Source organism: Flavobacterium flabelliforme, from assembly GCF_017948675.1.
GTDB lineage: Bacteria > Bacteroidota > Bacteroidia > Flavobacteriales > Flavobacteriaceae > Flavobacterium > Flavobacterium pygoscelis.
The window spans coordinates 171,717-194,813 of sequence record NZ_JAGFBU010000006.1 but is presented as its reverse complement, the minus strand read 5'-3'; the positions used below and the strand labels follow the sequence as shown (position 1 = coordinate 194,813).

Annotated in this window: 22 protein-coding genes and 1 tRNA gene; 12 read left to right on the top strand and 11 right to left on the bottom strand. The window is 31.5% G+C overall.

Features of this window, described 5'->3' with window-relative positions:
• Positions 1-329: 329 nt before the first annotated feature.
• Positions 330-830 (bottom strand): DUF456 domain-containing protein, encoded by a 501-nt coding sequence (locus J3S90_RS14185; RefSeq protein ID WP_210646732.1) that lies wholly within the window; start codon positions 828-830, stop codon positions 330-332.
• 204 nt (positions 831-1,034) lie between these two features.
• Between J3S90_RS14185 and J3S90_RS14180 the strand changes: the two genes are divergently transcribed.
• Entirely contained in the window at positions 1,035-1,511 is a 477-nt protein-coding gene (locus J3S90_RS14180; protein ID WP_210646731.1) for a hypothetical protein, read from the top strand.
• 116 nt (positions 1,512-1,627) lie between these two features.
• Here the strand turns inward: J3S90_RS14180 and J3S90_RS14175 are convergent, their stop codons facing one another.
• Positions 1,628-2,671 (bottom strand): glycosyltransferase family 2 protein, encoded by a 1,044-nt coding sequence (locus J3S90_RS14175; protein ID WP_317192549.1) that lies wholly within the window; start codon positions 2,669-2,671, stop codon positions 1,628-1,630.
• A gap of 50 nt (positions 2,672-2,721) precedes the next feature.
• Positions 2,722-3,666: a lysylphosphatidylglycerol synthase domain-containing protein gene (locus J3S90_RS14170; protein ID WP_210646735.1), complete on the bottom strand. Its 945-nt coding sequence runs from the start codon at positions 3,664-3,666 to the stop codon at positions 2,722-2,724.
• 153 nt (positions 3,667-3,819) lie between these two features.
• Between J3S90_RS14170 and ruvC the strand changes: the two genes are divergently transcribed.
• The 8 genes from ruvC to J3S90_RS14130 all read left to right on the top strand — a co-directional run bounded on the left by ruvC (position 3,820) and on the right by J3S90_RS14130 (position 10,942).
• On the top strand, positions 3,820-4,374 hold the full coding sequence (gene ruvC, locus J3S90_RS14165; protein WP_188051448.1) for a crossover junction endodeoxyribonuclease RuvC: 555 nt from the start codon (positions 3,820-3,822) through the stop codon (positions 4,372-4,374).
• Positions 4,375-4,438: 64 nt separating this feature from the next.
• Positions 4,439-5,572, top strand: coding sequence for a radical SAM family heme chaperone HemW (gene hemW / locus J3S90_RS14160; protein WP_210646729.1), 1,134 nt, complete (start codon positions 4,439-4,441; stop codon positions 5,570-5,572).
• 98 nt (positions 5,573-5,670) lie between these two features.
• Positions 5,671-6,432 (top strand): cyclase family protein, encoded by a 762-nt coding sequence (locus tag J3S90_RS14155; RefSeq protein ID WP_210646728.1) that lies wholly within the window; start codon positions 5,671-5,673, stop codon positions 6,430-6,432.
• A gap of 13 nt (positions 6,433-6,445) precedes the next feature.
• Complete coding sequence (locus J3S90_RS14150; RefSeq protein WP_210646727.1) at positions 6,446-6,952, top strand: GNAT family N-acetyltransferase; 507 nt, start codon at positions 6,446-6,448, stop codon at positions 6,950-6,952.
• A gap of 15 nt (positions 6,953-6,967) precedes the next feature.
• Positions 6,968-7,369 carry a GNAT family N-acetyltransferase gene (locus J3S90_RS14145; protein WP_210646726.1) on the top strand — a complete coding sequence of 134 codons (402 nt, stop codon included), beginning with the start codon at positions 6,968-6,970 and terminating at the stop codon, positions 7,367-7,369.
• Positions 7,366-7,731 (top strand): MmcQ/YjbR family DNA-binding protein, encoded by a 366-nt coding sequence (locus J3S90_RS14140; protein WP_210646725.1) that lies wholly within the window; start codon positions 7,366-7,368, stop codon positions 7,729-7,731. The genes J3S90_RS14145 and J3S90_RS14140 overlap by 4 nt, the downstream gene beginning before the upstream one ends.
• Before the next feature lie 71 nt (positions 7,732-7,802).
• Positions 7,803-8,513, top strand: coding sequence for a PH domain-containing protein (locus tag J3S90_RS14135; protein ID WP_210646724.1), 711 nt, complete (start codon positions 7,803-7,805; stop codon positions 8,511-8,513).
• A 128-nt stretch (positions 8,514-8,641) separates the two neighbouring features.
• Positions 8,642-10,942: an aminotransferase class III-fold pyridoxal phosphate-dependent enzyme gene (locus J3S90_RS14130; RefSeq protein ID WP_210646723.1), complete on the top strand. Its 2,301-nt coding sequence runs from the start codon at positions 8,642-8,644 to the stop codon at positions 10,940-10,942.
• A gap of 59 nt (positions 10,943-11,001) precedes the next feature.
• On the opposite strand, the gene J3S90_RS14125 is transcribed toward J3S90_RS14130, so the two are convergent.
• The 3 genes from J3S90_RS14125 to J3S90_RS14115 all read right to left on the bottom strand — a co-directional run bounded on the left by J3S90_RS14125 (position 11,002) and on the right by J3S90_RS14115 (position 14,397).
• Positions 11,002-12,102, bottom strand: coding sequence for a DUF4407 domain-containing protein (locus J3S90_RS14125; RefSeq protein WP_210646722.1), 1,101 nt, complete (start codon positions 12,100-12,102; stop codon positions 11,002-11,004).
• Positions 12,103-12,328: 226 nt separating this feature from the next.
• Positions 12,329-13,930 carry a phosphoenolpyruvate carboxykinase (ATP) gene (gene pckA, locus J3S90_RS14120; protein ID WP_210646721.1) on the bottom strand — a complete coding sequence of 534 codons (1,602 nt, stop codon included), beginning with the start codon at positions 13,928-13,930 and terminating at the stop codon, positions 12,329-12,331.
• Positions 13,931-14,010: 80 nt separating this feature from the next.
• On the bottom strand, positions 14,011-14,397 hold the full coding sequence (locus tag J3S90_RS14115) for a DUF423 domain-containing protein (RefSeq protein ID WP_188051438.1): 387 nt from the start codon (positions 14,395-14,397) through the stop codon (positions 14,011-14,013).
• Between the two features lie 189 nt (positions 14,398-14,586).
• Between J3S90_RS14115 and J3S90_RS14110 the strand changes: the two genes are divergently transcribed.
• Positions 14,587-15,957 (top strand): saccharopine dehydrogenase family protein, encoded by a 1,371-nt coding sequence (locus J3S90_RS14110; RefSeq protein WP_188051437.1) that lies wholly within the window; start codon positions 14,587-14,589, stop codon positions 15,955-15,957.
• A 58-nt stretch (positions 15,958-16,015) separates the two neighbouring features.
• On the opposite strand, the gene J3S90_RS14105 is transcribed toward J3S90_RS14110, so the two are convergent.
• From J3S90_RS14105 to J3S90_RS14095, 3 genes are read right to left on the bottom strand one after another with little or no spacing between them, the layout of a single operon-like run.
• Positions 16,016-17,524: a M56 family metallopeptidase gene (locus J3S90_RS14105; protein WP_210646720.1), complete on the bottom strand. Its 1,509-nt coding sequence runs from the start codon at positions 17,522-17,524 to the stop codon at positions 16,016-16,018.
• Positions 17,521-17,895: a BlaI/MecI/CopY family transcriptional regulator gene (locus J3S90_RS14100; RefSeq protein WP_188051434.1), complete on the bottom strand. Its 375-nt coding sequence runs from the start codon at positions 17,893-17,895 to the stop codon at positions 17,521-17,523. The genes J3S90_RS14105 and J3S90_RS14100 overlap by 4 nt, the downstream gene beginning before the upstream one ends.
• A 4-nt stretch (positions 17,896-17,899) precedes the next feature.
• The gene (locus J3S90_RS14095) at positions 17,900-18,328 is read right to left on the bottom strand and encodes a hypothetical protein (RefSeq protein WP_210646719.1); all 429 of its coding nucleotides are present in this window, start codon (positions 18,326-18,328) and stop codon (positions 17,900-17,902) included.
• 319 nt (positions 18,329-18,647) lie between these two features.
• Here J3S90_RS14095 and J3S90_RS14090 point away from each other — a divergent pair, with 319 nt between their 5' ends.
• Positions 18,648-19,208 carry a hypothetical protein gene (locus tag J3S90_RS14090; protein ID WP_210646718.1) on the top strand — a complete coding sequence of 187 codons (561 nt, stop codon included), beginning with the start codon at positions 18,648-18,650 and terminating at the stop codon, positions 19,206-19,208.
• A gap of 299 nt (positions 19,209-19,507) precedes the next feature.
• On the opposite strand, the gene J3S90_RS14085 is transcribed toward J3S90_RS14090, so the two are convergent.
• Positions 19,508-20,896, bottom strand: coding sequence for a dipeptidase (locus J3S90_RS14085; RefSeq protein ID WP_210646717.1), 1,389 nt, complete (start codon positions 20,894-20,896; stop codon positions 19,508-19,510).
• A 106-nt stretch (positions 20,897-21,002) separates the two neighbouring features.
• Between J3S90_RS14085 and J3S90_RS14080 the strand changes: the two genes are divergently transcribed.
• Positions 21,003-21,084: transfer RNA gene (locus J3S90_RS14080), tRNA-Leu, on the top strand.
• 144 nt (positions 21,085-21,228) lie between these two features.
• On the opposite strand, the gene J3S90_RS14075 is transcribed toward J3S90_RS14080, so the two are convergent.
• Positions 21,229-22,992 carry a DUF885 domain-containing protein gene (locus J3S90_RS14075; RefSeq protein ID WP_210646716.1) on the bottom strand — a complete coding sequence of 588 codons (1,764 nt, stop codon included), beginning with the start codon at positions 22,990-22,992 and terminating at the stop codon, positions 21,229-21,231.
• Positions 22,993-23,097 lie beyond the last annotated feature (105 nt).

Here is a 23,097-nt window from a genome sequence, read left to right as displayed (position 1 = left end):
TCTATTTTATTTGTAATTAAAAGTATTATAGAATGTTTTAATTATTATTAAAAAAGAATTAGGTCCTTATCAATAGTTGAATAAAAAAACAAGTATAAATTTAGATACATTGCAATTGGTAAATTATTTTATCAGAGATAGAGTATCAAAAAAATGTAGATAGTAATTATTATTGGCGAAATTTTAAATTAAGAGCTAAACTCAATGTTGATATATTATAATTTAAAGAAGCAGGAATACTAATGTATAACGTAAAGTATTGGTTTGTTCTACAAAAAAGCAAATAATTCTTTCATTAACAAAATAAGGACAGTTTGTACTTTAAATAATTAAAATAATTCAGTTTTATACTGCCATATCATCCAAATGTAGAGACCGAAATATATAACACAAATTATAAAAGCCATAAAACTTGAGGCAAGTAAGCCTAAAAATGATCCTATCGCAGCTTTTAAAGCTCTATTATGATCCTTATAATTGTAAATAAGCTCACCTATTAAAGCTCCTAGAAAAGGTCCAATTAAGAATCCAAAAGGGATTGGTGCAAAAATTCCAATCACTAAACCAATATTAGTTCCCCAAATACCATAGCTACTACCCCCAAATACCTTTGTTCCTTTTGCAGGTAATATATAATCCAACATTGAAATTGTAATAGTCACTATCAATGTAATTCCAAGAAGCCAATAATTTATTGTTACCGCAGTGGTTAAGTTTAGAATTAGTAATCCAATCCAACTAATGCTTGGACCTGGTAATATTGGAAGAAAACTTCCAAATAAACCTATTATCATGAATATAAAGCTAATAATAAGAAGAGCAAAATCCATACTTTTCTATTAAGATACTAAATAATTTTAAAGTTCAATTCTTTTTTTAAAAGTTTTATGAAATCTAAATTTTTTCAGAAGTAATTATAAAAATGTTTAAAAAAATTCTAGATGGTGCAATAACAACACTGTTTTTTTTATAAATATTCTAAAAAAAATATTTGTATTTTTATACCAATTAAGTTCAACAGAAAAATTTAAACTTTGAAACAGTATTCTCTTTTTTTAGTATTTATACTTTTTACTTCTTGTAATTTTTTCGAAAAGCAAGTGCCATCGGAAAAAGAGTTGTTGCAAAAAGAATTAAAAGCAATCAACTGGAATGAAGTTGACGAATATCCTTCATTAGAAGATTGTGACAAAATTGAAAATAAAGTGCAACGCCAACACTGCTTTTTTGAAATTTTAACAAAATTGATTCAAGAAAAATTAAATACGGATACACTTTTAATTTTGGATCCAAAACTTGATACGATTGAAGTGAAAGTTACTGTTTATGCTAATTCAGCATTACAATTCGAACCGCAATTTCCAAAAGATTCTGTAGCGTATAATCGTATAAAAATTGATAGTATTTTAAATGAACGTTTAGTGGATTTTCCAAAAATAAATCCCGCGATTAAACGTGGAATTCCTGTTAAAACTCAATTTATTCTTCCAGTAATATTAAAAGTCGAATAATTTAAAAGTGCAATTGTATACAATATTATCAAATATGATCTCAGATTTGTTTCAAGTTTCTGTAAATGATTAAATTTTATTTTAAAAATTAGCTTTTTTTCTTTAAATACAGTCATTTAAAAACTTCTTCCTTTCCATTCATACTTGCCTACTAAAGAATAGAAAGCTACACTAACAGTAAAAAAAGGATATAACAAGCTGCTCGCTATTAAATAACGTATTCTTTTTTGATTCAAATAGCTATTTGACTTGTGAAGCAAAATGGTATCCACGATGAATTTAGATAGTAACAAAAAAATAAATTCTTTAAAGTAAATAATTCCTATAACTGAAAACAGCCAACCAAGAACTAAAATTAAATTTCCTGAGAAAACTATTAATCCTAATAGTATACCGAAATGACTGTTATATGAGCTCGTTTTAGAAGCCCATCGCACTCTTTGATAAAATAAATTTTTCCAATCATCTATTGGTTTAGTGATTACGATTGTATTTTTAGACTTTAAGTAATGAACTTTTTCTGGAAAATTAGCAATTGCTTTTTGTAGTAGGAAAACATCCTCTCCACTAGCAATTTTATCATTTCCTTCAAAACCATTTAATTTTGTAAAGAGTGATTTCATGTAAGCAAAATTAGCTCCGTTACACATAAAACCTTTATTTATACCAAAACTCCCAATAGTTGCTCCTTGTAAACTTGTTAAGTCTAATTGTTGAAAATGATGTAAAAATGAATTTTCACACGCATAACTTACTGCACTAGCAATCATTGAAACATCGTGAAGCTGAATGTAATTATCAAAAGTTGCAAGCCATTCTTTATTAACCATACAATCTGCATCAGTGGTAACAACCCAATCTGAAACTACATATTGCATTGCACTTGTAATAGCATCTTTTTTTGGCGAATTGCTAAGGCGCCGGTTCTGAATTATCTTGACAGCATACTTTAAAGTAGGGAGAATAAATTCTTGTCTGGATTCGTCATCTACCAAAATAACTTCAAACAGCTCATTAGGATAATTTAGATTTGAAAAACTCTCCAACAAAACAGGTAAGTTCTCGGATTCATTCCGAAAGGGAACAATAATTGTAAATTTTGTTGTGGGCTGTAAACTGCTATAATTTATAGTCTTTATTTTGTTGTAACCGTAAATCAAAAAAAAGATTGCTATACAATATAGTAGTATAATAAAATAAAAAACCACAATCATATAGGTTTTTTAGTTTTAAAGTTGAGAACATAATAACTGCCAATTAATACCGGTAGAACGACATTTAAAAACCACATCAATGTAGAAATAAATATAACGATCCATTCATTTACTCCCAAAATTCCGAAGAAATAAACTGCTACACTACCTTTAACGGCGAAATCTAAAAATTGAAAAGTGGGTAATGAAGAAGCTAAAAAATAAACACTAGTAATGGCCGACATTAAGGTTAAATAAGGTAAGTCTACATCAAAAGCTAAGAACAAAAAATAATATTGATGCGAAAAAACGATGTAACGGCAAACTGCTAAAAAAATATTTTTCCGATGAATTGATTTTGGAATTTCATTAATCTTGTGAATCAATTTCTCGATTGAATATCCTTTAACCGTTATCCCTTTTATTGAAAATAATACGATAAAAGTGAAAATTAAAATTCCAAAAAGAAGTAGTACTGTTCTTGTTATAATCACATTATAAATGGCATTAAAATACAATAAACCAAAAATCCCAAATATAACTGTTAATACCATTTGGATTCCATTACAAATCAAATTTAAAAACACAATCTGTTTCGTTTCGGATTTATCGTAGAACAGTGCTTTTCCCGCATATTCTCCCACACCATTTGGTGTAAATAATCCAGCGGTTAATGCTGCAAGTACTTGTTTAGTAGCTTCTAATTTAGAAATTTTATATAAAGTTGAAACTAGATTTTGCCATTTTAAAATTTCGAATAAACGATTTAAAATACTCAGTAGTAAAATAAAGCCAATTCCAATAATCGACTGATTTTTATTAAACAAAACTATAAACTTATTCCAGTCTAATTTGTCATTATTGGCTAATTGGTTATAAATAAAATAAAACGCACCACCTACAATCAAAAGTTTGACTATAAGAACAAGGAATTGTTTAGTTTTGTGTGGAATTGAAATCATGGCTGCAAAGTAAAGCAAAAATCTACTGCGATAGCTATTTACAAGCATTTAGATACAATTTTATATCTGCTCATTGATTTTAAATTATAGACTTACTTTTAATAAAAAAATAGTGTCTTAAAGTCCTACGGCAATAAGAACTTCAATAATAAAATGGCACACGAACGCATCATATTAGGAATTGATCCCGGAACTACAATCATGGGTTTTGGATTGATAAAAATTGTCAATAAAAAGATGGAATTTATGCAGCTCAATGAACTTCAATTGAATAAAATGGATGACCATTACATGAAATTGAAACGTATTTTTGAGCGCACTATTGAATTAATCGATACGCATCATCCAGATGAAATTGCTATCGAAGCTCCGTTTTTTGGAAAAAATGTGCAATCTATGCTAAAATTAGGTCGTGCACAAGGCGTAGCTATGGCAGCTGGTTTGTCAAGAGATATTCCTATTACTGAATATGAACCCAAGAAAATAAAAATGGCCATTACTGGAAATGGAAATGCTAGTAAAGAGCAAGTTGCTAAAATGCTTCAACAGCTTTTAGGACTCAAAGAATTACCTAAAAACCTCGATTCAACAGATGGTTTAGCAGCAGCAGTTTGTCATTTTTTTAATTCAGGAAAAGTGATTGGAACCAAAAGCTACACGGGTTGGGATGCTTTTGTGAAACAGAATGAAGAACGAGTAAAAAAATAATGTATCAATTATATAATACAACAACTAAATAATTCTCTTTTTTTCCAAATTATCTCTTTTAAAAATGTCAGGAATATACATCCACATACCATTTTGCAAGCAAGCGTGTAATTATTGCGACTTTCACTTTTCGACTTCAATGAAGAAGAAAGAAGAGATGGTTTTGGCTTTAGCTAAAGAAATTAAACTCCGTAAAAAGGAGTGCTTTGATGAGAATATTGAAACTATTTATTTTGGCGGAGGAACTCCTAGCGTCTTAACTTCGAGAGAAATTAATTTTTTGATTGATACCGTTTATGAAAATTATAAGGTTATAGGTGATCCTGAAATTACTTTAGAAGCTAATCCTGATGATTTATCGGAAGATCGTATATTGGAATTATCTAAAAGTAAAATCAATAGATTGAGTATCGGAATTCAGTCTTTTTATGAAGAAGACTTAAAGATGATGAATCGTGCTCACAATTCGGTGGAGGCCACAAAATGTCTTCACTTGGCCACGAAATATTTTGATAATATTTCAATCGATTTAATTTATGGTATTCCTGGAATGAGTAATGAGAAATGGAAAGATAATATTGATAAGGCTTTGTCTTTTGGGATTCCTCATATTTCTAGTTATGCTTTGACAGTAGAACCCAAAACGGCATTAAATAAACTGATTCAAACAGGTAAAATTGCTGCACCAAATGATGAAGTCGCTCAAGAACATTTTGCTATTTTGGTCGAAATATTAGAATCCAAAGGATTTATACACTACGAATTATCAAATTTTGCAAAAGAAAATTATTTTTCCAAAAACAATTCGGCTTATTGGTTAGGAAAAAAATATATTGGTATTGGACCCTCAGCGCACAGTTATAATGGTGTTTCTAGAAGTTGGAATGTAGCTAATAATCCTATTTATCTCAAATCTATTCAGGAAGATAAATTACCAAATGAGACAGAAATATTATCTGTTACCGATCGTTATAATGAATATATTATGACTGGCTTACGAACGGTTTGGGGTGTTTCGTTAGATAGAATCAAATCTGAATTTGGTGTTCCATATTTCAATTATCTCAACAAACAAAGTCACAAGTTCCTAGAGGATGATTTACTTTTTATTGAAAATGATATTTTAAAGCCAACTAAAAAAGGAAAATTTTTGACGGACGGAATTGCGTCAGACTTATTTTACTTAAATTTGGAATAGTATAATTTAGCCATAAAGGCACTAAGAAACGAAGAAAGAGTGAGTTTTTAACTTGTAACTTTCAGTCTTTAATCCGTAATCGTATAAAATGATAATTTGTGATAGTAACTCTTGAACATAAAAATAAAACACTGAAAGTCGATTTATCAAAACCAATTGATATTTCGATTCCACTGACTAATACTGACGAAAATCCAATTGCTTGGTATATTGAAAAACCAGAAATAGAACCAGTTGTTTTTGGTGAATGGATTGGAAGCGTGAAAAAAGGAGCTTCAACAAATTTTAATATTATTTTTTTCAATCCACATGGTCACGGAACGCACACCGAATGTCTGGGTCATATTACAAAAGAATTTTACAGTATAAACAAAGCATTAAAACAATTCTTTTTTTTGGCTGAGCTTGTAACTGTAGATCCAGAATTGTTAGGAGAAGATAGAATAATTTCTAAAAGTCAGATAGAAAAAGCGTTAAATGGTAAAATTCCTGAAGCGATTATTATTAGATCATTGCCGAATGAAATTTTAAAAAAATCCAAGAAATATTCTAATACAAATCCACCATATCTTAGTGAGGAAGCGGCTCGTTATATTTGCGAAAACGGCATTCAGCATTTATTAATCGATTTGCCAAGTGTTGATAAAGAAAAAGACGAGGGTAAATTATTGGCGCATAAAGCATTTTGGAACGTAAAAGACACTCAAAATCTGAATTCAGATGCGCGAATGGAAGCCACAATTACCGAAATGATTTATGTACCTGATGCAATTCAAGACGGGAGTTATTTGCTAAATCTACAAATTGTTTCTTTTGAGAATGATGCTAGTCCGAGTAAACCCATTTTGTATAAAATATAATAATTATAGAAAAATGAAAATTTTAAATAGCAAGACTGAAGATATTGATGCAGTTTTCAAAATATATGATGCAGCAACAGCACATCAAAAAAAGGTAGCTAAAAAAAGTTGGAGAGGTTTTGAAAGAAGTTTAATAGAGCAGGAAATTGCCGAAAAACGTCATTTTGTAATCAAGGAAAATGAAGCAGTGGCTTGCACTTTTGTATTAACTTTTAACGATGCTATAATTTGGAAAGAAGCCAATTTGCAACCTTCTGTTTACCTTCATAGAATAGCCACAAATCCGGATTTTAGAGGTAGAAATTATGTTAAAAAAATTGTTGATTGGGCGGTAAATTATGCCAAAGAAAACCAAAAATTATTTGTTAGATTGGACACGCACAGCGGTAATGAACGCATTAACGAATATTATACAAATTGCGGCTTTACCTATAAAGGCATCAGTGAAATTGAATGGACAGCCGATTTGCCAGAACATTATAAAGAAGGCTCTTTTAGTTTATTTGAAATTGAAATTTAATAAAAAAACAATAAAATGATTACAGTTTCTACGGATAAAAACAAACTAGACGTTCCATTTATTCAAAAATTTTTAAAAAATGTTTATTGGGCGGCTGGACGAACTATGCAAGAAGTTCAAACTACAATTGATCATTCGTTTTGTTTTGGAATTTATCTTGATGAACAGCAAATTGGATTTGCAAGAGTAATTACAGATTATGTTGTTTTTGCTTATTTAATGGATGTTTTTATTACAGAGGAGCATCGTGGCAAAGGGTATTCGTCTATTTTAATCGAAAACATGATGAATGAACCTAAACTTAAAAATATTAAAATTTGGAGATTGGCTACTAGTGACGCCCATTTTTTATATAGTAAATTTGGTTTTCATGAATTAGCAAATCCAGAAAAATTAATGGAAAAAATCATCAAATGAATCTAGAAAGTTTTTATGAATATTGCCTTTCTAAAAAAGGAGTTACAGAACATTTTCCATTCGATCAAGATACATTAGTCTTTAAAGTAGGTGGAAAAATATTTGCTCTTTCTTCTTTGTCAAAGTGGGAAGAAGGCAAGCCAGCAATCAATTTAAAATGCGATCCTGATCGGGCTACAGAATTGCGAATAGAATACGATGACATTAAACCTGGATTTCACATGAGCAAATTGCACTGGAATACCGTCAATATAAATAAAACAGTTTCAGACGTATTGGTTACTCAATTAATGGATCATTCCTATGAATTGGTTTTCAAAAGTTTAACAAAGAAATTGCAAAATGAAATTTTAGATTTATAAAATTAGGTATTACTTTTGTTAGGTAATGAAACATAAATAATAAACAACAACTGAAATAATTCAGCATAAATATGAAGGAACAATTTAAAAAGTTTTTAAACGAAGAGCAAGATCCAAAGGCAGTTGAAAAAATAGCTTCAAAGTTGAGTGATTTACTAATGAAGAATGAGGAAATTGGATACATCGCGGTTCAAAAAAAGCCTGCAATAACAGTTTTACCTGATGGTATTGTTATGACAAATAAAAGAATTATTATTTGTCAGCCAAAAAATCTAGGACTTTCTATGGATTTTACAGATTATACTTGGGATCAAATTGAAGGTACTTTTGTTAAAGAAAACATTCTAGGTTCGGAGTTCTCGTTTTCTACCAAAACAGATATGACAGTTTCTATTGATTATATTCCGAAAATTCAAGCGAGAAAGATTTTTACTTATGCTAAAGAACAATTAGATATTCTGAAAAATGGAGCTGTTTCTTTTGCTACAGTAATAGAGGAAGTTCTGGTAGAGGAAATTCAAGAAGAAGAAATTGTTGAAGAAATGGAAACTGAAGAAGTTACTAATTTTGCAGAAATCATGCCTGTAACTCCTCCCGTTTTTAATATGGAAAAAGAAGAGTTTAGTACGCAATTAGAAACTTCAAAAGAGAACGGATTGAGTGGTTTATCTCAAGACGAACTTTTTGAAAAATTACAGAATTATAAAAAGCTCTTAGATAACGGATTAATCATGCAAGGTGAGTATGATAATTTTAAGAAGGAAATTTTAAGTCATATGTAATCAAAAATAAATTAAATTGCAGTCTTTCGAGACTGCTTTTTTTTTATCCTTGAATTAATAGAAACAACTATATAAGTAAATTTTTTGCTAGTTCTGGATTGTAATTATCTAAATAAACTTAATACATTATGAAATTTACAGAGTCATTTATTATTTCACTTATTCAGGAACATTACAATTTAGAGGTGAGTTGCAAAATACTCAATGGATACGACGAACTTAATTTTCTATTAACAGATTCATCTGATAAAAAATATATTTTTAAAATCGCTACCGAAGAACATAATCCTTACTTTTTAGAAGCACAGGTAAAAATGATAAAAGTTCTTTCAAATAGTATTTTATCAGAAAAATTTCAACATTATATTCCAACGAAAAACAATCAAGATATTGGTCAAATCACTCTAGAGGAAAACCAATTTTATTTTCGAATGCTAAGTTATTTAGAAGGTGATTTTTGGATAAATCAAAAAGAAAAGTCTTCAAGTTTGTTCAAGAATTTAGGATTGTTTTTAGGTGAAATGGATGTTGTTTTAAAAGATTTTAAACATCCGGCCGCCAACCGTTATTACGAATGGGATATCAAAAATGTATTAGAAGCAAGAAAGAATCTACATTATATAAAATCACATGAAAACAGACGTTTAGTAGCCTATTTTTTGTTGCAATTTGAAACGGAAGTAACTCCAAATATCGCGGACTTAAGAACTGCTGTTATCCATAACGATGCTAACGATTATAACATTTTGGTTGATGGAGATCGTATTATTGGTTTGATAGATTTTGGCGATATGGTACATACTTCACTAGTCAATAATTTAGCAATTGCTTGCACTTATGCGATGTTAAATAGCGAAAAACCGCTGGAAGTTGCAATTCAAATCGTAAGAGGGTATCATGAAAAAATGGCTTTAACACCGCTGGAAGTTTCATTGTTGTATTATCTGATTGCTGGTAGATTGTGTATAAGTTTGTGTCAGTCAGCGTATAATTATTCGATGGATAGTACAAACGAACATCACTTTATAACAGAAAAACCGGCTTTGAAATTGTTAGATCAACTTATCCGAATCAATCCTTTGAAAGCACACAATGAGTTTAGAATTGCATGTGGATTTTCATCGATTATAAATACAAGTGATAATCACGAGACGATTCTAAAAGAAAGAAAGCAATATATTGGTAATAATTTAAGTATTAGTTACAACAAAAAAGTAAAAATTGATAAAGGAGCATTACAATATTTATATGACGATCAAGGCAACACTTTTTTGGATTGTGTGAATAATGTGAGTCATGTAGGACATTGTCATCCTACGGTTGTAAAAGCAATGCAAAAACAAGTTGCTACATTGAATACTAATACACGTTACCTGAATGATAATATTGTTGAATACGCAAAGAGGCTGACTGCAACTTTACCTAAAGAATTAACGGTTTGTTATTTTACTAATTCTGGTAGTGAAGCCAATGATTTGGCTATTAGAATGAGTCGCCATTTTACCAAGCAAAAAGATGTAATTGTTCTAGATCACGCCTATCATGGAACTTCTACGACTGCTATCGAAATGAGTCCCTACAAATTTGATGGCAAAGGTGGTTTTGGTAAAATGCCATACATTCACAAAGCGCAAAATCCCGATATGTATCGAGGAGAATTCAAATATGGAGATAATAATGCTGGTGAAAAATATGCTAAAGATATGGACCGCATTATAGTATCATTAGAAATACAATCTAAAAAACCCGCTGCTTTTATCTGTGAAACGTTATTGGGAGTAGGTGGTCAAATTGCGTTACCTCCCAATTATTTAAAAGAGGTATATGCCAAAGTAAGAAAGGCTGGAGGAGTTTGCATTGCCGATGAAGTTCAAGTTGGTTTTGGTCGTGTAGGAACAAAATTTTGGGGTTTTGAATTGCAAGATGTCATACCTGATATCGTTGTTTTGGGTAAACCAATTGGTAACGGACATCCTTTGGCGGCTGTAATAACTACACAAGAAATTGCCGATGCTTTTAATAACGGTATGGAATATTTCAACACATTTGGAGGAAATCCAGTTTCTATGGCGACAGGATTAGCCGTTTTGAAGGTAATTGAAGAAGAAGAATTACAGAAAAACGCCTTAGAAGTTGGTAATTATTTATTAGAGCGTTTGGAGGCATTAAAACCTAAACATAATATCATTGGTGATGTTCGTGGCAACGGATTATTTGTAGGGGTCGAATTGGTAAAAGATAGAGTAACTTTACAACCTGCTGTTCCTGAAATTGATCAAATCGTAGAAATGATGAAAGAGCGGGGTTTCTTTATCAGTACAGATGGGCCTTTGTATAACGTGTTAAAAATAAAACCACCCATCATTTTTAGTAGAGAAAATGCCGCTGATTTTGTAGATAATCTAGATGCTGTATTGGCAAGTTTTTAAATGAATTATAATTTATGATAAAAAAAGGCAGCCTAAAAATTAGACTGCCTTTTTGCTTTTTATAAAGTTCTCTTTTGTTTTTCTACAAAATTATGCGCTTGCAATTCTAGTAATTCAGTCGCTTTTTTGCGCTGCAAATCGTAGAGGTTTTTATCTTCGGCAATATCTTGGTACACTTTATCATGCATTGCAGCACTTGTTTTTACCAATAAATCCCGTTGGTATTTGTCTTGTTCTAAAGTCGCTTTTAGAGCTGTTTCAAGATCTTCTAGTTTAAAATCGTATTCCCCTTTTGGCGAAAGTAATTTAGCGATAATAGGTGAAGTTTCAATGGCTAAAAACAATAACATAATAAAAAATGAAGGCAGCCAAGGTAATTTGTCTAACGCATTTATTCTTGCCATTAAGCCATCAAAACCATCAATTATAGGTTGTGTTTCCGTTATTTTTTTATGCAAGTCGGCTTGCAGTAGTTTTGACTTACTTTCTTTTTCAGCAATTTTTGCCAAGTTGATTTTTCGAATCGTGTCTAATTGTGCAGCAGCTAAATTATGTTTGGCTATTTTCTCTTTAAAAACAGGACCTTTTCCTAATTTTTTAGTTCCTGCTGTTCCTTCTGCTTCGGTTATATAAGTTTCGTATAACGTGTTTACTTCCTTTTCTTTCTTGGTGATATCCGATTTTAGACTATCTATTTCAGTTTTGTTTTTGTCTAAGTCACTCTTAAAATAATTGGCTACTTCTTTTTTATTAGACAAAGCCATTGCATTTTTTTCTTTTAACAAAACAGTATTAATTTCTTTTTCGAATATTTTAATTTCCAAAGGCTTAGAAATTACGATGGCAATGATAACGGCCAGAATAATTCTAGGAGTGGCTTGCAAAAATTCACTTCCAAATTTATCTCTTTTACGAATAGTTGAAACTATAAAACGATCTAGATTAAATATGAGTAAACTCCAAACAAGTCCAAAAAGCAGGGCGGGATAAACGTTATCAAAAACGGTGAATAAAGCGTAGGTACTTGCAATAAAAGCCATAACAGCTGTAAAAAATACAGTTGCGCCAATTCCAACATATTTGGTTTGTTCGCCTTCAGAGCATCCTTCTAGAATGTCCTTGTCGGCTCCAGAGCAAAGAATAAAAAAATTTTTTAACATGATTGATTGTTTTTTGATTGATTGTTTTGCCATTTTATTTATTTGGCTTTCTTACGATTGCAAATTTAACGCCAAAAAATAAAAATAAGTGTAAATAGTTGATATGTTTTTGATTAGCTAATTACTTAAGCCAAAAAAAGCCATTCTTACGAATGGCTTTTTCTTATTTCTGAATTAATAGTATTGCGATTATAATTGTGCGATAATAATAAATTTATGATTTCAATTATGCTAATGGAGCTCCGGCCATAATTTCAGCATTGGCGAATTCTTCAAATTTAGCGAAGTTAGTTCTAAACATTTGACCTAATTCGTTCGATTTTGTATCGTATAATTTTTCGTCTTTCCATGTGTTTCTTGGATTTAAAATTTCCGCAGGAACATTAGGGCAAGATTGTGGAATTGCAATTCCAAATACTCTGTGATTTACATATTCAACATTGTCTAATTCGCCGTTCAAAGCAGCAGTAATCATAGCACGAGTGTATTTCAACTTCATTCTATTACCTACTCCGTAAGGTCCACCAGTCCATCCAGTATTGATTAACCAAACTTTTACATCAGCATCTTGAATTTTTTTACTCAACATTTCAGCATATTTTGTAGGATGCAAAGGCATAAAAGGCGCGCCAAAACAAGCAGAGAAGTTAGGTTGAGGCTCTGTAATTCCAGCTTCTGTTCCAGCTACTTTAGCAGTATATCCAGAAATAAAATGGTAAGCAGCTTGACCTGGAGTTAATTTAGATATTGGAGGTAAAATTCCGTAGGCATCTGCAGTAAGGAAAAAGATGTTTTTAGGATTTTTTCCAATAGATCCCGGCTGAATATTATCAATATGATAAATAGGATAACTAACACGTGTGTTTTGAGTTATTGAAACATCATCAAAATCGACTTCATTAGTTTCTTTGTTGATCACTACATTTTCTAAAATAGCTCCTTTTTTAATAGCTCTAAAAATGTCTGGTTCGTTTTCTTCAGAAAGGTTGATGACTTTTGCATAACAACCACCTTCAAAATTAAAAACGGTATTTTCATTGGTCCAACCATGTTCGTCGTCTCCAATTAGTTTTCTTTGCGGATCTGCAGAAAGAGTAGTTTTTCCTGTTCCTGATAACCCAAAGAATATTGCTGTATCTCCTTTTTCACCTACATTGGCACTGCAATGCATTGGTAAAGTATTTTTGTCAACAGGAAGGATAAAATTTAAAGCAGAAAAAATTCCTTTTTTCATTTCACCTGTATATCCTGTTCCTCCAATAAGAGCTATTTTTTTTGTAAAATCTAAGATAGCAAAGTTACTTTGACGAGTTCCATCAACTGCTGGATCTGCCATAAAACTTGGTACACATAATAAAGTCCAGTCGGCAGCGAAATTTTCAAGCTCTTTTGCTTCTGGTCTTAAAAACATATTAAAGCAAAATAAATTTGCCCAAGGTGTTTCTGTAACTACACGAACATTAAGCCTGTAATTTGGATCTGCGCATACATAGGAATCTCTTACGTAAACCTCTTTATTAGACAAGTAAGATGTTACTTTTTTGTATAAAGCATCAAATGCTTTTGGTTCGAATGGGATGTTCACTTTTCCCCACCAAACTTTATTTTCAGTAATGCTGTCTTTTACAATAAATCTATCCTGAGGAGAGCGTCCAGTATATTCGCCTGTGTTAATTGCTAAAGCGCCATTTGCAGTTTCAATTCCTTGATGTAACGCAATTGTTTTATCGTGTAATTCGTTGGCTGATAATTGGTAATGAATCTTTGCGTTTTCAATTCCCAAGTCTTCTAGCGAAATCGATTGCGTAAACGGTGTGTTATTATTCATAAAATTATATGTTGTGTAGTTTAATTTATCGATTGCAAAAATAGAAATTATATTTAAGATTTGTTTTGATTATCTTAGTTTTATGATTTTTTGTTAAGATAATTCAATAATAATGCTCCCCATGCGAGTATTAATAACAGACCACCTATCGGTGTTACAAAACCTATAATCTTAAAATCAAATGAGGTAAGGTCGTTTGTAGCTAATAAATAGATAGATCCAGAAAATAATAGTACACCAATTGTTGTTAAGTAATAGATCGTTTTTTTAGTTTTTTGTGGCAAATCAGTTAAAATGCCAATAAATAGTAGAAATAGAGCATGATAAGTTTGATACCTTACTCCAGTTTCAAAGGTAGAAAGTTGTTCTAAAGACAATATTTTTTTTAAAGCGTGTGCGCCAAAAGCTCCTAGAATTATAGCAATCATTCCGAAAATCGCTGCTGTAGAAATTATTTTCTTATCCATCTTTTTTTTTAATTTATTACAAATTTATCTCTTATTCTATTGAAACTAAAACAAATTATCACAAACTTATCTTTACGTTTTTTTAATTATTAGTTGTTATACATTTAGAAATAATAGTTATGAAGTTTTAATGTTGTTTTTTGTTATAAATACAACATTTTTGTATGTTTGTGTTATAAATATAAAAAAATGAGAACAATACTTATCATTGGGGCAGGAAGATCAGCTTCATCTTTGATTCAATACTTATTGAATAAATCTGAAAAAGAGAACTTGCATCTTATTATTGGCGATATGTCATTGGCTTTGGCTCAGAAAAAAACCAATAACCATCCTAATGCTACAGCTATTGCTCTAAATATTTTTGATGAAAATCAAAGACAAGAGGCGGTTCAAAATGCTGATATTGTAGTTTCGATGTTACCCGCTCATTTGCATATTGATGTGGCGAGAGATTGTATTATTTATAAAAAAAACTTAGTTACGGCATCTTATATTAGCGATGCAATGCAAGACTTAGACGCTGCTGCCAAAGAGCATAATTTAATTTTCATGAATGAAATTGGTCTTGATCCAGGAATTGATCATATGAGTGCCATGAAAGTAATTAATGAAATTAAGGATAAAGGTGGGAAAATGATTCTTTTTGAATCTTTTTGTGGCGGATTAGTTGCGCCAGAATCAGATAATAATTTATGGAATTATAAATTTACATGGGCACCTCGCAATGTAGTCCTTGCTGGTCAAGGGGGTGCGGCCAAATTTATTCAAGAAGGAACTTATAAATATATTCCGTATTGTAATTTGTTTCGTAGAACTGAATTTCTAGATGTAGAAGGTTATGGTCGTTTTGAAGGATATTCAAATAGAGATTCCCTAAAATACCGATCAGTTTATGGTTTAGATGATGTACTTACTTTATATAGAGGTACGATTCGAAAAGTTGGATTTTCTAAAGCTTGGAATATGTTTGTACAATTAGGCATGACAGATGATAGCTACATTATGGAAGATTCTGAAAACATGAGTTATAGAGAATATGTAAATTCTTTTTTGCCGTATCATCCAACAGATTCTGTCGAGATCAAGATGCGTTTGATTCTAAAAATTGATCAAGATGATATTATGTGGGATAAACTTCTAGAATTAGACTTGTTCAATAGTAATAAAATTGTGGGCTTGAAAAACGCAACACCAGCTCAAATATTAGAAAAAATATTAAATGATAGCTGGACTTTGCAGCCTGAAGATAAGGACATGATTGTGATGTACCACAAATTTGGATTTGAATTGGAAGGTGAAAAACAACAGATTGATTCTAAAATGGTTTGCATTGGTGAAGACCAAACTTATACTGCTATGGCAAAAACGGTTGGTTTACCAGTTGCTATGGCTACTTTACTCATACTTAACGGTAAAATTACAACTCCAGGTGTTCAACTTCCTATCAGGAAAGAGGTTTATTTGCCTATTTTGAAAGAATTAGAAGAATATGGCGTCATCTTTAAGGAACAAGTTATGTCCTATTTAGGATATAATCCAGATAAAAAATTTAATTAGTTTTTAGTTTTTTTAGTTTGATAAATCCGCTTCCTTAGAAGCGGATTTTTTATGATTTTTATTCAGCAGATCTAATTGTTATTGGTAAGTTGTATTGTACTCGAACGGGCTTCTCTTTTTTAGTAGCAGGAATCCATTTTGGTGAAAGTTTCAAGACTCGAATAGCTTCATTTGCCAGTCCATAACCCAAGTCTTTTTCAGCTATAATCTCGGACAAAGAACCGTCTTTTTCAACCATAAATTGCATTATAATTTTTCCACTTACTTTGTTTTTTTCGGCTTCTGAAGTTAGTTTAAAATTATTCCCTACAAACTTATAAAATTCGGTCATCCCTCCCGGAAAATTTGGTGATGTAACACTAATAGTATCAAAACTAATATTGAAACCGCTTACTATTTTTGAAGGGGGCATGTTTTCTTGAGAAACTTTATTTTTATCACTCATTTTAGGTACGTCGGAGGACATGTCGATATAAATAGTTTCCGACTTGTTTTTTTGAACTTGCTTCTCTTTTTTATCAGTAGATCTGATTGCTGGCGGAGGAGGTGGCGGAATACTGTTCTTCTCTTTATCGGTAAGTTCATTGTATTTCTTTTGTGCTATTATTTTTTTATTAGCATCGCGAAATATAAATACAGTGTTTTTCCAAACTTCATCAGAACTTTTACTTTGCTTTGTAGATTCGTTGGTCTTCTTGACCTTTTTATCTTGTGCTACAACTTTAGTACATAAAGAAAATACTAATGCAGTTAATACGGGAATCATAACTCCTTTTTTTAATAGAGCTCTTGTTACTGATGTGGTTTTTGTCATCATAATTAATCGTTTTTTAGTTACTGAATAATTTAAATTACTGGCCAAGTAATAGGTTGGGTTCGCGTTTGCCTTTGCAATCAATAAGTTTTGGTAAAACGGAACATTGTTATAAGATTCTACCACTTTTTCATCTGCGAGGAATTCGTGGTTAAGTTGTATGGCTTTTTTATAAAAAATTAAAATAGGGTTGAACCAAAATAAAACTTTCAAGGTTTCTATAAACAGAATGTCAAAAGTGTGTTTTTGTGTAACATGAATTAGTTCGTGCGTAAATAATTCGGGTTCAATTTTTCTACTATTATATTCCGTTTCATTAATGAAAATGTTATTTAAGAAAGTGTACGGAAGCGTTTGCTCTTTTACCAAAACCAATTTTGAATTCTGGTATGCAATACTTTCAATCGATTTTGCTTTCTTGTGTAATTTTAATATATTTCTACCGAAGCGAATGAGCAGAATTGAAGTTATTATACCGTACAAAGTGTACATGGAATAAAACCAATAATTTACGGAATCATCTATAATTGCTATGGTTTCTCCTTCTATTTCGATGTTGCTTTGAGTTCTAATAGGAGTGGTGATTTCTTGAATCACTTCGATAGTTATAAAAGGTACTATGAATGAAAAAACTATGGCGAATAATAAGTAAAACCTATTAAAATGATGCATCTTTTCGTTTTCTAATAGCAAATGGTACACGATTAATAACACAAGTAATGATGCGGTCGATTTAAATATAAAGTCTATCATTTTTTCTTATTTTGAATGGCACGATCTACTATTTTTTTGAGTTCTTCTAATTCTTTCTCTGACAAATTCGTTTCTGTAGTAAAGAAAGAAGCAAATTGTGATGCGGAGTCGTTAAAGAAGTTCTTTATTAATCCGTTTACTTGTTTAGAGAAATAAGCGGTTTTTTCTACTAATGGATAATACTCACGAGAATTTCCATACTCTTTAAAAGCAACAAAATTTTTGTCGATCATTCTTTTTAATAACGTTGCTACTGTTGTGGTTTTTGGCTTAGGCTCAGGATAAGCTTCAAGTAAGTCTTTCATAAAAGCTTTGTCGAGCTTCCAGAGATGTTCCATTAATTGTTCTTCGGCGTTGGTGAGTTGCTGCATTTTTTTATTTTTTAATTATCTTTTCAGAAATAAGATCCCCTTTATCGTATTTTTTTATGGCTATTAACTTTCCTTTATTATTATAGAATTTCCAATTCCCATTATAATACCAATGCATGTATTTTGACGAATTATCTAAGACTGAGATCCCTTTTGATTGGATTTTTCCATTTTCGTAATAAATTCGGGTATAACAATTGTTGTTTTTGTATTTTTCTCTTTTAATTAATTTATTGTTTAACAAATAACTCCATTTTTTTACTGGATCATCATTTTTATAGTATCCAGTAGATTTATAGTTAGCGCTATCTTGTTTGTAATTTTCTATCCAAAGACCTTCTCTTTTTTTGTTTACTTTTTGGTTGGTTATTGGACTTTTACAGCTACAGATAATTAACAATAAAAAAATAAAAAGGGAACTATTTTTTTTCATACCAAATATAATTGCTCTACAAAAGAAGTTATTGCTCTACAAATGTAGAGTAATTTTTTAATTGACCAATTTTTTTTGCTTTTTATTTTGATTTTTAGCGTTTTATAGGCTAAAATACTTTTGTTTCTAAAGCGATTTACACATTTGTAATAAGAATGATGTGGATGTATCTTTATTTGGATTCGAATTTCAGAGCTTGAGTTTGTGATCTAAAAGATTTTAGTTTGAATAAAATCTTTAGATTCTTTTAAGCAAAATAAACACTAAACGGGTTTTATTTGTGCTAAATTTGTGTAAATAATTAATCAAAACAACTACTATGAAAACTAAATTATTATTGCTTGTATTTGCTTTTTTTAGCTTTCTAACAGGTTTTTCTCAGGAGGTAAAGCCAGTTACTAAAGATTCTGTAAGTGTACTTCCTATAGCTATTTCTAAAAATAAAATTACGGATCAAACAGCAATTAATGAAAGAAAGAGTGCTGAAAAAGAGTTAAAAGCAGCTGAAAAACAAAAAAAAGAAGCTCAAAGAGAATCAGATAAGGCAGAAAAAAGTCGTAAAAAAGCAGAGAAATCTAAATTAAAGGAAGAAAAAGCACAAAAAAAGCGAGATAGAGAGGCAAAGAAAGAAGCAAAAGCAGAGAAAAAAATTGCCAAAGCTGAAAAAGCAGTTCAAAAAACAAACAAAAAGTTGGATAGCGCTAAGAAAGATTTGGACAAAATGAAAGCAAAATTAGATAAGTCTACTGCTAGAGGGAAACTTACAGATGTTGAAATTCAGAAACAAAATGTAAAAATCAGTAAGAAACAGCTTGATATTAGTGAGCTAGAAGCAGATCTTATTAAAGCACAACAAAATTTAGATAAAATTAAAAGATAATTTTAGAATCCTCAATTTCGGTTGGGGATTTTTTTTTTGTTTAAATTAGTTGCCGTTTTAAAATTCTAAATGTTCTTTTGGCCAAAGTATGTGCGTTAGGGATTGAAGTGTAAATCCTTTTTTTGTTGAGGGACGAGGCCAAAAAAGATTGCAACGCAAAGCCCGACCTTGTTGCTAGGTTGAATGTGAATTTGATGATAGTTTTGCTGCAACAAGGAGACGCCCAATAAAAAATCCGTCTATTCAGAGGTGAATAAACGGATTTTTAGTCTGAAATAAGTTCAGAATGCCAATTTGTTTTATTTAGATAGTTCTACAAAATACTTGTAAAACAAAGGAATAGTTTCAATTCCTTTTAGGTAATTAAATATTCCGAAATGTTCGTTTGGTGAGTGAATGGCATCGCTATCCAAACCAAATCCCATTAATATAGTTTTGCTTTTTAATTCTTTTTCAAACAAGGCAACGATAGGAATACTTCCACCAGAACGTACCGGAATGGCTGGAACTCCAAAGGTTTCTGTGTACGCCATATTTGCTGCTTTGTAGCCAATGCTGTCAATTGGTGTTACGTAACCTTGGCCACCATGATGTGGTTTAACTTTTACAGTAACGCCAGCAGGAGCAAGACTCATGAAGTGTTTGGTAAACAATTCGGTGATGTTTTCCCATTCTTGATTAGGAACCAAACGCATAGAAATTTTAGCAAACGCTTGACTTGCAATTACCGTTTTAGCACCTTCACCAGTATATCCTCCCCAGATTCCGTTTACGTCAAGAGTAGGACGAATCGAATTTCTTTCGTTGGTTACATAACCGGTTTCTCCATATACATCTTTTAAGTCTAGAGCTTTTTTATAATTATCTAAGTTAAAAGGAGCTTTTGCCATTTCAGCTCTTTCTTCAAGAGAAAGCTCTTCAACATTATCATAGAAACCTGGGATGGTAATATGGTTGTTTTCATCATGAAGTGAAGCAATCATTTTTGCCAAAATATTGATTGGGTTTGCTACAGCTCCACCATATAGACCTGAATGTAAGTCACGGTTTGGACCTGTAACTTCAACTTCTACGTAACTTAATCCGCGAAGACCTGTTGTGATAGACGGTTGTTGATTGGAGATCATTCCTGTATCTGAAATCAAGATTACATCGTTCTTTAATTTCTCTACATTATTTTCAACAAAAGTTTTAAGGTTTACACTTCCTACTTCTTCTTCGCCCTCGATCATAAATTTGACGTTACAAGGCAAAGTGTTGCTTTGAATCATGTATTCGAAAGCCTTTACGTGCATGTACATTTGACCTTTATCATCACAAGCTCCACGAGCAAAAATAGCTCCTTCAGGATGAATGTCTGTTTTTTTGATAACTGGTTCAAAAGGAGGTGAGGTCCAAAGTTCGATTGGATCGGCTGGCTGAACGTCATAATGACCATATACAAGTACAGTTGGTAAGTTTGGATCGATTATTTTTTCACCATATACAATTGGGTAACCTGCAGTTTCGCAAATTTCGACATGATCGCAACCAGCTTTTTCTAAACTTACCTTTACTGCTTCAGCAGTATCAATAACATCCTGACAATAAGCAGTGTCTGCGCTTACGGATGGAATTTTTAATAATTCAATTAATTCATTTATAAAGCGATCTTTGTGTTGTTGAACGTACGATTTTATGTTTTCCATGGAATGTTTTTTTTAGTGTTTCAAAAGTACAAAAAAGAGAATGAATATTTTTTTAAAATTTTCTTTGTAGATTGGAACTTATGTGTATCTTTGCACCCACAATTACGCGGATATGGTGAAATTGGTAGACATGCCAGACTTAGGATCTGGTGCCGCAAGGCGTGTAGGTTCGAGTCCTATTATCCGCACAAAAAGTCCAAACGAAAGTTTGGACTTTTTTTGTGGGAATAAGTGAAAGGTTGGTATTAATCTCTTTTTATAACTCCAATTGTTTAAATAAAAAAAGCTTTCGCTACAGCGAAAGCTTTTTTTATGTCTAATATTTTATAATTCTATTTAACTTCAATCCAAGCGTTTATTTTATTTTCTAATAAGGCCAATGGCATTACGCCAGATTCTAACACTTTTTCATGAAACTTCTTAATGTCAAAGTTTTTGCCCATTTTAGCTTCCGCTTTTTTACGCAATTCGATGATTTTTAATTGACCTATTTTATATGACAAAGCTTGTCCAGGAATAGCCATATAGCGCTCAATTTCTGGAATGATACTCGCTTCACTCTCTGCTTCGTTTGCAAGAGAGTATTTAATTGCTTGTTCTCTTGTCCATCCTTTAGAATGTAAACCAGTATCAACTACTAAACGAATCGCTCTGTGCATTTCATTACTCAACATTCCGAAATATTGATAAGGATCTTGATAAAGTCCAAGTTCTTTACCTAAACTTTCGGTGTACAAGGCCCAGCCTTCTCCATAAGCACCAAACCAGTTGAATTTTCTAAAATCTGGTAGGCTTTCATTTTCTTGTTGCAAAGAGATTTGAAAGTGATGTCCAGGAATGGCTTCGTGCAAAAATAAATCTTCGTCGCCATAAATATTATAATTTTTTACATCAGGAATTGGTACATAAAAAATACCAGGACGCGAACCGTCAGCTGTTCCTTGATTGTATTCAGCACTAGCCGTTTTTTCTCTAAAGGCTTCTGTTCTTCTGATTTCGAATTTTGTTTTTGGCTGTAGCGAAAATAATTTATCTACATTTGGTTTGATTCGATCATAAATACTTTGAAAATTAGCAATTACTTGTTCTGGTTCTGTGAATGGTTTGAGTTCTTTTTTATTTCTAACCTCTTCAAAAAACGCAAGTAAAGTACCTTTAAAACCAACTTGATTTTTTACTTTTTCCATTTCTGCATTCAATCGATCCACTTCTTTTAAACCTAATTCATGAATTTCTTCTGGACTCATTTCAGTAGTTGTCCATTGTTTGACATAGATTTTATATAAATCTTTTCCAAAAGGCAAACTTCCTATTCCGCTCGTTGCTCGCGATGCAGGGAGATATTCTTTGCTTAGGAAATCAGCCATTTTTTTGTATTGAGGAATTAACTTATTATTGATAGTTTGCGTATATTTTGCTGTCAGATCCTCTTTCATGCTATCCGGAAATGAAGCGGGCATTAATTTAATCGAAGAGTAGAATAAATTATCTTCTATCGCTGGAGTCGCCATTTCTGAAAATTGTGGAATCAATTTCTGGGTTAATGCTCGTGGTAAAACTACTCCTTTGCTGATTCCTTTTTTCATATAAACCATAGCAGAGTCTATCCAAACCGCATACTGATCCATTCTCTTTAAGAAATTGGTATAGTCTTTTTCAGTTTTAAAGGGTTGTGCGCTAGTTCCTCCTGCAAATTGTCCCATGGTTAAATGTGTTCCCCAAAATTGATGAACCGGCAACAGATTAGTAGGTTTTTTCAATAATTCTTTGCCTATTTCAACTTCCCACTTAATGATTTGGTAGCTATTCTTTTCTTCCTCGTTTAAGTCATCGATGGCGATTTGTTGTAGTGCTTTCTGGTATTTATTAAAAAAAGCGGTTTGCAGTTTTCGATATCCGTCCGTCATCTCAAATTGTAGTTTGTCGTTGTATTCGTTTTGTCCATTCTGAGTGGCAGATAAAGGATCTAGAGCACTTTTATCGTCAAAATAATTCTTAGTTAGCGTAGCAAAATCTTGCTTTTTTTCTTCCGACTTACAATTTACAAGTAGAAATGAGGTGATGAAGGCAATAAAAATCGTGGTTGTTTTTTTCATGAGTTATGTATATTGATAGAATTAGCTAATTTATTCTTTTTTTTAAGTTTAAATGTAAGAATAGGTGGCAGACTTAAAAAAAAATAGCTTTTGTTTTTCTTAAAA